At 75.2% G+C, this 13,472-nt stretch carries 5 protein-coding genes; 4 read left to right on the top strand and 1 reads right to left on the bottom strand.

What is annotated here, in order from left to right; genetic code table 11:
* The first annotated feature begins 14 nt into the window (after positions 1–14).
* Complete coding sequence (locus AOM46_RS26280; RefSeq protein ID WP_158920674.1) at positions 15–1,643, top strand: amino acid adenylation domain-containing protein; 1,629 nt, start codon at positions 15–17, stop codon at positions 1,641–1,643.
* Here AOM46_RS26280 and AOM46_RS26285 read toward each other — a convergent pair.
* On the bottom strand, positions 1,619–2,455 hold the full coding sequence (locus AOM46_RS26285; protein WP_062215841.1) for a putative nonproteinogenic amino acid hydroxylase: 837 nt from the start codon (positions 2,453–2,455) through the stop codon (positions 1,619–1,621). The genes AOM46_RS26280 and AOM46_RS26285 overlap by 25 nt on opposite strands.
* Before the next feature lie 228 nt (positions 2,456–2,683).
* On the opposite strand from AOM46_RS26285, the gene AOM46_RS26290 reads away from it, so the two are divergent.
* From AOM46_RS26290 to AOM46_RS26300, 3 genes are read left to right on the top strand one after another with little or no spacing between them, the layout of a single operon-like run.
* On the top strand, positions 2,684–9,511 hold the full coding sequence (locus AOM46_RS26290; protein ID WP_062215843.1) for a non-ribosomal peptide synthetase: 6,828 nt from the start codon (positions 2,684–2,686) through the stop codon (positions 9,509–9,511).
* Positions 9,501–11,909 carry a non-ribosomal peptide synthetase gene (locus AOM46_RS26295; protein WP_062215845.1) on the top strand — a complete coding sequence of 803 codons (2,409 nt, stop codon included), beginning with the start codon at positions 9,501–9,503 and terminating at the stop codon, positions 11,907–11,909. Before AOM46_RS26290 ends, AOM46_RS26295 begins: the two co-directional genes overlap by 11 nt.
* Positions 11,902–13,449, top strand: coding sequence for a condensation domain-containing protein (locus AOM46_RS26300; RefSeq protein ID WP_062215847.1), 1,548 nt, complete (start codon positions 11,902–11,904; stop codon positions 13,447–13,449). The genes AOM46_RS26295 and AOM46_RS26300 overlap by 8 nt, the downstream gene beginning before the upstream one ends.
* Positions 13,450–13,472: the final 23 nt, after the last annotated feature.

Genomic DNA, 13,472 nt, shown 5'->3' on the forward strand with positions numbered 1-13,472 from the left:
GGAGTGAGATGTCGATGTCGTCCCGAACCACCCCGGCCCACGATCCGACCACCGACCCGACCGCCGATCCACCGCGCGCGTTTCCCGGGCACGCGGGGCCCGTGGTGCCGATCGCGGCGCGGACCGTGCTCGAACTCCTGGACCGCGCGTTCGCCGCGCACCCGGACGCGCTCGCCGTCGTCGAACCCGAACGCATTACCACCTACCGGGAGTTGGACCGGCTAGCCGATCTCGCCGCCGGCGTGCTGCGCACCCGGTTCGGCGTCGGCCGGGGCGATACGGTGCTGGTCGCCGCCCGGGCCGGCCGCGCGTTCACCGCCGTGGTGCTCGGTGTGCTGCGCAGCGGCGCCGCCTACCTCCCGGTGGACCTGGACTATCCGGCCGAGCGGATCGCGACGCTCTGCCGGGCCAGCTCGGCGACGCTCGTGGTCACGGCCGAGCCCCGTGAGCGGCTGGTCGCGGCGGCCGAGCAGACGGTGGCGGACCAGCTGCTCACCGGCGATCCCGGCCCGGCCGAACGTCCCGAACTCGACGGCGACGACCCGGCGTACCTCATCTTCTCCTCCGGGTCGACCGGTGTGCCGAAGGGGATCGTGCAGAGCCACCGCTGCCTGGTGAACCTGGTGTCCTGGCAGGTGCACGCTTCCGGCCTGGGCCGGGGGCGCCAGGTGCTCCAGTTCGCGCCGCTCACCTTCGACGTCTCGGTGCAGGAGGTCTTCTCCACCCTGGCCTCGGGCGGCTGCCTGGTCGTGCCGGGACGGACGGCCCGGCAGGACCCGCGTGAACTGGTGCGGTTCGTCGTCGACGAGGCCGTCGAGGTGGTGGACCTCCCGCAGTCCCTGATCGATGTGATCATGGAACTGCCGACCAACTTCGCGCACGCGCCCGCCCTGCGCCACATCATCTCGGCGGGGGAACCGGTGCGCGTCACCCCCGGGTTGCGGGCGCTGCTGGAGAGCAGGCCGGAGCTGACCCTGCACAACCACTACGGCCCGGCCGAGAACCACATGGTGACCAGCCATGTGATGTCCAGCGCGCTGGGCAACCTCGAACCAGAGCCCCCGGTGGGCTCGTTGGTCTGGAACACCTACCTCTATCTGCTGGACGAACGCCGCCGTCCCGTCCCCGACGGCGAGGAGGGCGAGGTGTACATCGGCGGCGTGGGCGTCGGGCGGTACACCGATCCCGAGCTGACCAGGGCCGCCTTCGGGGACGATCCCTTCCGGCCGGGGAACCGGCTGTACCGCACCCGGGACCGAGGGGTCTGGCAGCCGGACGGCACCCTGCGGCTGCTCGGCCGGATCGACGACCTGATCAAGATCCGTGGCCACGCGGTGGAACCACGCGAGGTCGAGGAGGGGCTGCGGCGGTGTCCGGGAGTGGCCGATGCGGCGGCCTTCGGGGCACAGAGGGACGACGGTTCGCTGGAATTGCACGCGGTGTTGGTGGGCGATCCGCCGGTGGCGGTCGAAATACGTCGCTTTCTGCTCACCACGCTTCCGGACTATCTCGTGCCGGTCCGCTGGTGGGTGTGCGAGAAGCTTCCGACGGGGCCCAACGGAAAGCTCGACCGGAAATCCCTGCCCGGCCCCGGAGCGCGCCCACTGGCGATCTTGGGCTACCAGGAGAAACCCTCCTTGTAGGCGCGCTTCTCGATGCAGTACCTGCGGAACGCAACGGCCTTGTCGATCAGTTGTCGGCTGCCGCTGCGTTCCGCCGCGCGCAGGAACCAGTCGAAGGTGTCCGTGGCACCGGCCGCCCGCTCGAAGTGCAGTGCGGCAAAGGCGCGGAACGCGCCGCGCATGTTTTCCGGCGTCATGCTCGCACCGCGCGCGACCAGTTCTTCCAACTCGGCTTCCGACGGCGGTTGTCGGTCCACCAGATGGATTTCCTTTTCCGTGGGCGCGGTATCGCGGATGACCTCCGCCGGATGGAAACCGTCGCCCGCGAAATCCAGGCAGAGCGAAAGACGGCCGGGCCCGGGGCCGCTGCGGGCCGAATGCGGAACGGTGGTGTGGATCTGCCATACCTCGCCCCGGCGCAGGTGGTAGACCAGGTCGTTCTCCGAGTGCAGGGCCTCGGTGGTGGTTCGCAGCGGCACCTGGAGCCGCACCCCTGGCCGGTCGAACTCAAGGAAGTCGACATGGGGCGCGAGAATTCCGTCCTGGAGGGCGAAAACGCGCACCCACTGAAGTCTTTCGGTCGCGAAGTGGTCCGTGACGATCCGCATGATGTTCGGCAGTCGGCGGCCGAGATCCGTCGGCACGAGGGCGTTGTCGTGCGGCCGGAAAGCGGTGTCATCCGTCGAACCGCTGCCGTTGGCGAGAATATGGCTCGACCATGATCCGAAGGTGAATGCGTCGTATTCACCGCTGGTCTGCTGGGTGTCCAGGATCGCGCACTCGTCCGTGAGATCGGGGAGGGGAATGGTGGCAAGTCGCTTGGATTTGAGCATGGTACCCCCAGTCAATCGCCGGTAAACATGCCGAAGTCGCCATCTTACACGGGGTAATGGGGCGCGACAATCCGTTCGTACCGTCACCGTGAAGGCCAAGGCAATGCTATACGGGGACTCTTGCGCGGGTGTGGGACTCTTTGTACTTTGAGTTGGCGGGCCACGTTGTCGTGGGCTTCATGCCGGTACCCGTTGGGGGAATCGCATGTACTTTGCCAGGTCGTGCAAATGCTGAGCGGCGAGGCGTTGTCGGAGGTCTGGGTCGCCCGGCTCGCGTCCGCCCGCGCGGCGCCGTCGCTCGAAGGGCGCGGCGCGTCCGATGCCACGGTGACGCCGGGGCGGGTCGCCGCCTCGGCCGTGGCCCGACTGGAGCGGATGACGGGCGGCAGCGCCGCCGGGCGGTATCTCGTGCTGGTCGCCGCCACCAGGCTGGTGCTCGCCGCGCTCGACCCCGAGGGGACGCGCCCTCCCGTGCTGATGCCGTCCCCGACCGGCCGGGGCGAGCTGGCGCTGTGCGCGCCGCTGGACGGGGCGGCGCCGGTCGGCGACTTTCTCACCGCGCTGCACCGGGAGTTGGAGTCCGCCGCCCCCCTGGCGTGGACCGACCGCGCCCGGGTGGTCGAGCGGCTGGCCGCCGCCGACCCGACGGCCGCTGCCGCCGTCGGCGGCCTCGGCGTGGTCTGGGACGACGACCGGCTGACGGCGTCCCTGCTGGTCTCGGCGCGCCGCGGGCGCGACGGGCTGACGGTGTCGGTCCTGGGCCCCGAACGGCCGCCGGCCGCCGCCTCGTTGGCGCGCTGCGTCGCCGCCGCGATCACCGCCGTCGTGGCGGCGCCGCACCAGCGGTGTGCCGAGGTCGATGTGGTGGGCGCGGAGCAACGCGCCGAGCTGGCCGCCTGGTCGGGGCTGTCCCGTCTGGGCGCGTTGCCGGCGCGGACGCTGGTCGACGTGCTCGACACGAGCGCGGCGCGGTGGCCGGGGCGCCCCGCCGTCGTCACCCCCACCACGGTCCTGAGCCATGCGGAACTCGCCGGGCTCGCCACCCGCGCGGCCGCCGTCCTGGCCGGGCGCCATGGCGTCGGCGGCGGCGACCGGGTGGCGCTGCTGCTGCCGCGCGGCCCCGAGCTGGTGACGGTCATGCACGCCGTGCTGCGGGCCGGAGCGTCTTTTGTCCCGCTGGACCCGGAGCATCCGCCCGCCCGCTGGGCGCGGCAGCTGCGGCTGAGCGGGGCCCGGTGGGTGGTGACCGGGGACGGCGTGGACATCGGCACGCCGGACGTCGAACGCCTCGACGCCGCCGCGCTGTTGACCGGCCCGGCCGCGCCGGCACCCGCCGGCCCCGGCCCCGATGACGAGGCCGTCCTCTTCTTCACCTCCGGCTCGACCGGCCCCCCGAGGCCGGTCGCCATCCGGCACCGCCAGCTCGCCCACAAGGCCGTCAGCTCGGCGGAGCATGTCGGGTTCGACGAGCACACCCGGATCGCGATGCTCGCCGCGATCTCCTCGGACATGCTGGCCTACCACGTGTTCACCACGATGGCCGCCGGCGGCGGCGTGGTGCCGATGAACGGGCTGTCCGGGATGGACCCCGGCGAGTTCTGGGCCCACCTGCGGAAGATGGAGATCAACGCCCTCAACTGCGTGCCGACGCTGCTGTCCGTGATGGCCGAGGGGCCGGGCGCCGAACACCCGCTGCGGCACTGCTTCGTCGGCGGCGACCTCGTCCCGGCGGGACTGCCGGCCCGGCTGGCCCGGCGCCTGCGGATCGGCACCTTCGCCAATCTCTACGGGCCCACCGAGGCCACCATCGAGGCGGTCGGCTTCGTCTGCGACGGGGCGGACCTCGCCGGGCTGACGTCGGTGCCCATCGGCCGGCCCTCACCCGGGTACGCCGTCGCGGTCCTGACGCCGGGCGGCGAACTCGCGCCGGCCGGCGTCCCCGGGGAGATCCATGTGCTCGGGCCCGCCGTGGCCGACGGATACCGCGACGAGGCGCCGACCGGACCCGGACGGTTTGTCGACCTCGCCGTCGCGCCCGGCGTACCGGCGTTCCGCACCGGGGACTTCGGGCGGTGGCGGGGGGACGGGCAGCTGGAGTTCCTGGGCCGGCGGGACCGTCAGGTGCAGATCCACGGCAACCGCGTCGAGTTGGGCGAGATCGAGGCGGCGCTCGCCGCGCTGCCCGGCATCGGCACCGGCGCGGTGGTGGTGGTGCGCCACGAGGGCCGCCCCCCGCTGATCGTCGCCGCCCACACCGGGGACCTTCCCGCCGAGGCGGTGCGCGGCTGGCTCACCGCCAGGCTGCCTCCCGTGATGGTGCCGGCGCTGATCGTCCACACCGACCCCATCCCGCTCACCCCGCACGGCAAGGTCGACGCCCGGGCCGTGGCGGCCGTCGCCGAGGGCGCCGATGAGGTCTGGCGGCCCGGGGACGCGGACGGCCGGCTGGTCGCCGCCGCCTGGGCCGAGGTGCTGGGCCGGCCGCCGCGCACGGCGGACCAGGACTTCTTCACGGCCGGCGGCCACAGCCTCGGCGCGGCGCAGCTCGCCGGCGCCCTGTACGCGGCGGCCGGGGGGCGGCAGTTGACGGTCCGGCAGATCTTCGACGCGCCCACGCCCCGGGGCCTGGCGGCCGCGCTGCGCGCCTGCGCCGTTCCGCGCCCGGCGCCGCGCGCCCGCCCTGGCCGGCTGCCGGCGAGCAGCGCCCAGCGCCGGCTGTGGCTGCTGGAGGAACGCGGGGGCCGGGGGCCGCGCCCCTACCGCATGGTGGAGTCCTACCGGCCACGGCAGGCCGTCGAGCCCGAGGCGTTGGAGCGGGCGCTCAACCGGCTGGTCGCCCGGCACGAGGCGCTGCGCACCGTACTGACGCTGGTGGACGGCCGGTTGGAGCAGCGGGTGCTGTCGCCCGAGCGGGCCCGGGTGCGGCTTGTCGTCAGCGGCCGGCCGCTCGCCGAGGTCGCCGCCGCCGAACAGCGGCGCCGCACCGCGCTGGACGAGCCGCCCGTGCTGCGCGCGCACTGGCTCACCGGGGACGGCGTCCTGGTGCTGTCGGTGCACCACAGCGTCTGCGACGGCTGGTCCTTCGGCGTGCTGCTGCGCGATCTGGGTGTGTTCCTGGACCCGGGCGCCCCGGCGGAGCCGCCGGCGCCCGTGCAGTACGCCGACCACGGCCTGGAGTTGGCGGCGCGCGACACCACGGCGGCGCTGCGGTTCTGGCGCGACGCCCTGGCCGGGCTGCCGGATGTGCCGCTCCCGCTGGACCGGCGCCGCGAGGCGGCCCGTGGCACCGAGGCCCATACGGTGCGCCGACCGCTCGACGCGTCCACCGCCGGCGGGCTGCGCGCGCTCCGTGCCGGCCTCGGCGTCACCTCCTTCCCGGTGGTGGTGGCCGCCGTGCGGGTGCTGCTGCTGCGGCTCTGCCACGCCGAGGACATCGCGCTGGGCACGATCGTCTCCGGCCGTGACGATCCCCGACTGGCGCACTCCGTCGGGTTCTTCGCCAACACCGTGGTGCTGCGCACCCGGGTGGATCCGGAGCGTGGCTTCGCCGATCTGGTCAGGGCGGTCGCCGAAACCGCCGGCGCGGCCCGCCCGCACCAGGAGCTTCCGTTCGGCGAGCTGGTCGACGCCCTGGTGGACGATCGGGTCCCCGGGCGCAACCCGCTGTTCGACGTGCTGGTCGAGGCGCCGTTCGCCGGGGTGCCCGGCGTCCTCGACGCCGATCGGCCCGCGCGCTGGGAGCATCTGCCGCTGGACGCGGGGGTCACCGGGTTCGATCTGACGATCGGCGTGACGGAGCCGGCCGCCGGCGCCCCCGAGATCGTCCTGAGCTGTCCGCGCGATGTGTTCGACCACGCCACCGCACGCCGCCTGGCGGACCAACTGCGGGTGCTGCTGGCCGAGTTGGTGGCCGATCCGATGGCGCCGGTCGGCGGTTTCCGTTCGCTGCCGGAGGACCAGACCGCCGAGCTGATCGCCGCCGGGACCGGCCCGGCGCTCGCCGTCGACCGGGAGCTGACGCTGGTCGACCTCGTCGCCGAGCGGGTCGGCGTGAGCCCGGACGCGGTCGCCGTGGTGCACGGCGACCGTTCGCTCACCTTCCGCGCCCTGGACGAGGCGGCCGGCCGGCTGGCCGCCAGAATCGCCGCCGCCGCGCCGGTCGGCCCCGACCGGATCGTGGGCGTGGTGTGCGAACGCACCGAGCGGATGGTGACCGCCCTCCTCGCCGTGGCCAGGACCGGCGCGGCCTTCCTGCCGCTCGACCCGGCCCAACCCGCCCTGCGACGCGCCGCGTTGCTGCGCGACAGCGGGGCGGTCGCGGTGCTGACCGATCCCGGCGGCGAGGGAGCGGCGTTCGACGGACTCGGCGTGCCGGTGATCCCCCTCGACGACCGGCCGGGCCCCGACCTCCCCGCGCTGCCGCGCCCCTCGGCCGGCGACCTCGCCTATGTGGTCGCCACCTCGGGCTCCACCGGAACGCCCAAGGGCGTGATGGTCGAGCACCGGGCGATCGTCAACACCGTCCTGCACCGCGTCGGCCACTACGGCCTCACCGGGCGGGACGCCATGCTCCAGGTGGACCCGGTGCACTTCGACGCGGGCATCGCCGACGTGTTCACCGCCCTCACCGTCGGCTGCCCCCAGGTGGTGCTGGGGCGCGACCAACTGCTGGACCCGGCCGCGCTGTCGGCCGCGATCCGCCGCCATCGGATCAGCCACATGATGCTGGTGCCCAGCCTCTACGCGTTGCTGCTCGACACCGGGACGCCCGCGCCGCGCGCGCTGCGGCAGGTGGTGTTGGGCGGCGAGCGGGTGACGGAGGCACTGGTCGCCCGGCACCGGGCGCTGGCCCCCGACACCGAACTGCACAACGACTACGGCCCGGCGGAGAACGCGGTGACCGCCACGCTCTGCCGGGTCGACGGGCTGACCGGCGAGGTGCCGATCGGCACGCCCGTCGCCAACCAGTGGGCCGATCTGCTCGACGCGGACGGCCGGCTCGTCCCGTTCGGCGCCGTGGGCGAGATCTGCCTGGGCGGTGCCGGGCTCGCGCGCGGCTATCTCGCGGATCCGGCGGGCACCGCGCGGCGGTTCGGGCCGAGCCCGGTGCGGAACGGCGCGCGGATGTACCGCACGGGCGATCTGGCCGTGCGGATGAGCGACGGTCGACTGCGGTACGTCGGACGGATGGACGACCAGGTCAAGATCCGTGGGCAGCGGGTCGAGCCGGGGGAGGTCGGCGCCGTCCTCGCCCGCGCCGACGGGGTGCGGCAGGCCGCCGTGCTGGCGCTGGGCGAGCCCGAGCCCCGGCTGGTGGCCTACTTCGCCGGCGACGCCGAACCGGCCGCGCTGCGGGCGTTCCTGGCCCAACGCCTCCCCCCGGCGATGGTCCCCGAGGTCTGTGTCCGGGTGGACGCGCTTCCCGTCACCGCCAACGGGAAGCTGGACCGCGCCGCGCTGCCCCCGCCGGCGGCCGCTCCCGCCGCTCCCGCCGGCCCGCCGTTCACCCCGGCGCAGCGGCGGGTCGCCGAGGTGTGGGCCGACCTCCTGGGCCGGCCCGTGACCGAGCTGGACGAGAGCCTGTTCCGGCTGGGCGGCCACAGCCTGACCGCCGCCCGGATCGGCCTGCGGCTGGGCGTCCCGGTCAGCGAGGTCTTCGGCAACCCGACGGTCCGTCAGCTGGCCGCGGTGCTCCCGGACCGGATCGCCGAGCCGGCCGTCCCGGCGCGCGGCGGCGCCGGACCGTTCCCGCTCTCCCACGCCCAACTCCGGGTGTGGCTGGCGGCGCGGCGGACGACGCCTGACCCGTTTGTCATCGCCACCGTCACCGCGACCGGCCGGCGGCTCGACCCCGACGTGCTCAGGACGGCGCTCGGCGCGGTGATGCGCCGCCAGCAGGTGCTGCGCCTGCGGGTGAAGGGAGAGGGGACGAGGGTGCGGCAGACCGTGCTGGACGAGGTCGAAGTGCCCCTGGTCGTCGTCGAGTTGCCCGGCGTCGCGCCGGACGGGCCGGAGGTCGACGCCGCCCTGCGGGCGGGCCGCGCCGTCTCCTTCGACCCGGGCCGCGCCCCGCTCTTCCAGCTGCGTCTCCTCACCGGCCCGGTGGGCGGCGACCTGCTGATGGTCACGGCGCACCATCTGATCCACGACGGCGCCAGCGGGCAGATCCTGCTCGACGACCTGTGGCGCGCCTACGACCGGGTGCTCGCCGGCGAGGACGCCACGCTGCCGCCGCTGTCCCACACCTTCCTGGACGAGGTGGCCGCCGAACGGACCTGGCTCGCCGGCGCGGAGGCCGCCGACGAGATCGCGTTCTGGCGCGACCGGCTCGCCGGCGCGCCCCCGTCGCCGGATCCGGTCGACCCCGCGCGGCGGGACGTCACCAGGGGAGACACCGGCCTCGCCCGCACCACGCTGCCCTGGGACGCCGTCGCCGGCGCCTCGGCGACGCCCTTCGCCCTCGTGGTCACCGCGTTCACGGCCGCCCTCGCCCGCGCCACCGGCGTCCGCGATCTGGTGCTCGGCTTCGCGGCGGGACTGCGCCGCCACCCGGCGGCCGACGCGGTGGTCGGCTACCTCGCCAACGCCGTCCCGCTGCGCCTGCGCTACGGCGACCGGGCGTCGCTCGGCGAGCTGCTGGCTGAGGTCACCGCCCGCACCGCCGAGGCGTACCAGCACGGCCGCGTCCCGTTCGACGTGCTGGCCCAGCGGCTGGGGCTGCTCGCCCCGCCGGGCCGCAGCGTCCTGCTCGACCTGGGGGTGAGCTGGGAGAACGCCGTCGTCGGCGACGAACGCCACCAGCTGCGGGACGTGCTGCCCGAGCGGCTGCCGGCCACCAGCGACCTGTGGCTCTACGCGAGCCGGCGCGGCGACCGGCTCCGTCTCGACCTCACCTACGACGACGCCCTGGTGCGCCCGGCCGAGGCCCGGGACCTCGTCGACCGGGTCCGTTCGCTCTGCACGGAGGCCGTGACCCGACCGGCCACCCCGGTCGACCCCGGAGCCCACTTCGACGATCGGCCATCCTCGTGGACGGGAACCCGCTATGACCTCTGAACCGGACCCGATTCCGACCCGGCTCCGCCCACGGCTCACCGCGCCCGCTTCGGGCCCGACACGCGCCGAGCTGCCGCTCTCCCCGGCGGCCTCGGCCGGCCTCGGCCGGGTGTCGGGCGGCCGGCCGCTGGAGGAGCTGGTCGTGCTCACCGCCGCCGCCGCGCTGGTGGTGGCCGCCGCCGAGGCCACCGAGACGCCCGGGCTTCTCGTGGTCGGCCCCGAAGGGCCCGTGACCTGCCAACTCGACCTGGCCGCACGGGAATCGGCCGGCGCGCTGGTGCGGGCCACCGATGCCGCGCTGCGCCGCGCGCCCGCCGCCCGGGGCGACCGCGTCGGCCTGACCGTGCGGTCCACCCGCATCGGCCCGAAGGACCCCGCCACGCTGGAGCTGACCCTGGACGGGGGCGTGCTCCGGCTGCGCGACGCCGAGGGCGCGCACGAGGAGTGGTTCCTCGGCGTGCTGGCGCGGGCGGTCGACACGGCGCTCGCCGACTTCGCCGACCCGGCCGGGCCCCCGGGCGGGATCCGCCGCGCCGCCCCCGACGACATCGCCGCCGCCCTGCGCCTGGGCACCACGGGATATGTCGCCGAGGCCGCCGACGGCACCCTCCTCGCGCCGGTCGAGGCCGTCGTCCGGGACGCCCCCGACCGTCCGGCCGTGGTCGCCGGCAACGACACCCTGACCTATGGCCAGCTGTGGCACGCCGCCGGGCTGGTCGCCGCCCGGCTGCTGGCCCTCGGCACCCGGCCGGGGGACCGGATCGGGGTGCTGACCGGCAAGTCGATCGAGGCGCTGCCCGCGCTCCTCGGCGTGCTGCGGGCCCGCGCCGCCTATGTGCCGCTCGACCCCCGCGCCCCGGGGCGCCGGCTCACCGACCAGGTCCGGGACGCCGGTTGCCGGACCGTCCTGACCACCGGTGACCTCGCCGGCAGACTGCCCGGGGTGGCGGTGACCGAGGTCGCCGAGGCGCTGCGCACCGAACCGGCCCGCTCTCTCCCCGCGCCGCGCCCCGACGATCTCGCCTATGTCATCTACACCTCGGGTTCCACCGGAACCCCCAAGGGCGTCCGGGTGACGCACCGGGCGAGCGCGAGCTATGTCCGCTGGAAGGTCGGCCACCACGCCATCGACAGCGACAGCCGGGTGCTGCAGATCCCGTCCCTGGCGTTCGACAGCTCCGTCTCCGACATCTTCCCCGCGCTCGCCGGCGGCGCCCTGCTGGTGCTGGTCGACGCCCACCGGGCGCTGCCCAGGGACCTCGCCGGGACGGCACGCGAGCACGCCGTCACCCATGCCACGATCCTGCCCAGCCTGTACCGGCTGCTGCTGCCCGAACTCGCCGGCACCACACTGCGGTTGGTGACGGTGGCGGGCGAGGCGACGCCGGCCGACCTGGTCGCGCGCCACCACGCGGAACTGCCCCGGGTCCGGCTGGTCAACGAGTACGGGCCGACCGAGAACTCCGTCTGCGCCACCGCGTTCGACCACGGCCCGGACGCGGGTCCCGGGCTCCCCGTCGGCCGGCCCATCGCCAACACGGTGGTCAGGGTCGCGGCTCCCGACGCGGGACCGCTGCCGCCCGGATTCGTCGGCGAGGTGCTGCTGGCCGGGCGCGGCCTGGCCGACGGCTACCACGCCAGGCCCGAGCTGACCGCCGCCGCCTTCCTCCCCTCGAAGGAGGCGCCCGGCGGCCGTTGGTACCGCACGGGGGACCTCGGCTGGTGGCGCCCGGACGGCGTTCTGGAGTTCTGCGGGCGCGCCGACGGCCAGGTCAAGATCCGGGGCCACCGGGTCGAGATCGGGGAGGTCGAGCATGTGCTGACCGGTCTCGACGGCGTCGAGGCGGCCGCGGTCGTCGCCGTCGCCGATCCGGGGGCCGACACCGCCCTGGTCGCGTTCGTGGAGACGTCCCGCGGCGCGGAGTCCGTCGCCCGCGCGCTGACCGACCGGCTGCCCCCGGCGATGCTGCCCGCCCACCTGGTGCCGCTGCCCGCGATCCCACGCCTGGTCAGCGGCAAACCGGACGGCCCCCGGCTCGCCGAACTGGCCCGGACGGAGCTGGCCCGCGCCGAGGGCGGACCCGCGCCCGGCGGTGACCCGCTGGTCGCCACCATCGGCGAGATCTTCCGTTCCGTCCTCGGGGGCGGGCCGTTCGGGCCCGATGACGACTTCTTCCTGCGCGGCGGACACAGCCTGGCGGCGATCGCCGTCATCGGCCGGGTCGAGGACCGGCTCGGCGTCCTTCTCGACCTCGGCGACTTCCTCGATCTCGGCACCGCCCGCGAGGTCGCCGACCTCGTCCGCGCGGCCGGCCCGGCCTCCGCGCCGGGCCCGACCACCGGCGACGACCAGGCCCTGTGGCGGCTGCTCGACGGCGACGCCGACTCCCATGGCTAGCCCGCCGGATCGTGTCGCGTCGCTGTGCGCGCTGTTCGCGGCGGAACTGCGCCTGGACTCCGTGCCGCCCGACGCCGACTTCTTCCTCGCCGGCGGGCACAGCCTGAGCGCCCTGGCGCTGGCCATGTCCGTCGAACGCGCGCTGGGCGTCCCGGTGGGCGTGCGCGACCTCGTCGAGTGCCCGACGCCGGCGCTGCTCGCCGGGCGGCTGGCGGCGCGGAGCGCCCCGACGCGGCAACGGCGCGTGTCCCGCGCCGAGTTGGGGAACGAGACCCGATCGCTGTGGCTGGCCCGCCAGCGGGGCGAGATCCCGGCGACCGCCTACTCCGTGCCCTGTCTCCTCGATGTGCTGGGCGCGTCGGACGTGGACCGGCTCGGCGCGGCCGTCCTGGCCGTCCAACTGCGCCACCCGCGGCTGCGCACGGTCTTTGTCGAGCGGAGCGGCGCCCCGCACGCCGTGACGAGGCCGGATCCCCCGCCGCTGACCGTCGTCGACGAGGTGCCGGATCCGGCGGCCGCCGTCCGCGCCGAGATCGACCGTCCCTTCGACCTCGCGCGGGGGCCGCTCTTCCGCGCCACACTGTTCCGGCACGGCGAGCGCATGTCGCTGCTGCTCCTCGCCGACCATCTGGTGTGCGACGGCACCAGCCTGCGGGTGCTGGCGTCCGAGCTGGCGGCGGCCTACCGCGCCCCCGGGGCGGCCGCCGGTGTGCTCGCCCCCGCCGAACACGCCAGGGACGAGGGCGAGTTAGCGGACGCGCTGCGGTACTGGCGGCGGGTGCTGTCACCCCCGCCCGAACCCCTGGCGCTGCCCGTCAGCCGCCCCCGGCGCGGGCCGGTCGGCGCCAGGACCGGGATCGTCACCGAGGAGATCCAGCGCCCCACCGTCGAACGGCTGCGCGCGCTCGCCCGCGCGCGGCGCGCCGGGCTGTTCGTGCCCGCCGCCACGGCGGTCGCCGGCGCCCTCGCCCGGCTCACCGGCGCGCGCGATATCTGCCTGGGCACCGCCGTGGACCGGCGGGCGCGCCTCGGCCTGACCGACGCCGTCGGCTTCCATGTGGTCACCGTGCCGCTGCGGATCGCCGTCGACCCCGACACCGGATGGCACCGGCTGCTCGCCGAGGTGGCCTCCGCCACCGTCGACGCCGTGGACCACAGCGCCGCGTCGTTCGACGAGATCGTCGCGGCCGTCGAACCACCCCGCCGCCCCTGGCGCACCCCGCTGTTCGACGTGTTCGCCACCGTGTACCCGCATATCGACACGGGCGAGGCCGGGGACGGCATCCGGCTGCGCGGGGGCCCGGTGCCGCTGCGCCAGGGCATCGTCGAGCTGTCGTTCCAGTTCGTCGAACACGCCCACGGGCTGCGCCTGGTGCTCCAACACGACACCGCCCGCTACGACCGCGACACCGCCGAACGCATCGCGCGCCGCGTCGTCGACGCCGCCGACCGCATCGCCGATTCCGATCCCGAGTCCGAGCCCGCCGCTGCCAGCCTGCCCGGCCCCGCCGTGTTCGACGGTTTCCGCTTCGGCACCTGAGCGGCCACCGGCATCCGCACCGG

Source organism: Streptomyces sp. NBRC 109706 (genome assembly GCF_000974485.1).
GTDB lineage: Bacteria > Actinomycetota > Actinomycetes > Streptomycetales > Streptomycetaceae > Streptomyces.

What these genes read in the sequence shown, in the direction of transcription:
- AOM46_RS26280 (WP_158920674.1), top strand. Translation starts at nt 15, where the DNA reads ATGTCGTCCCGAACCACCCCGGCCCACGATCCGACCACCGACCCGACC.
- AOM46_RS26285 (WP_062215841.1), bottom strand. Translation starts at nt 2,455, where the DNA reads ATGCTCAAATCCAAGCGACTTGCCACCATTCCCCTCCCCGATCTCACG.
- AOM46_RS26290 (WP_062215843.1), top strand. Translation starts at nt 2,684, where the DNA reads ATGCTGAGCGGCGAGGCGTTGTCGGAGGTCTGGGTCGCCCGGCTCGCG.
- AOM46_RS26295 (WP_062215845.1), top strand. Translation starts at nt 9,501, where the DNA reads ATGACCTCTGAACCGGACCCGATTCCGACCCGGCTCCGCCCACGGCTC.
- AOM46_RS26300 (WP_062215847.1), top strand. Translation starts at nt 11,902, where the DNA reads ATGGCTAGCCCGCCGGATCGTGTCGCGTCGCTGTGCGCGCTGTTCGCG.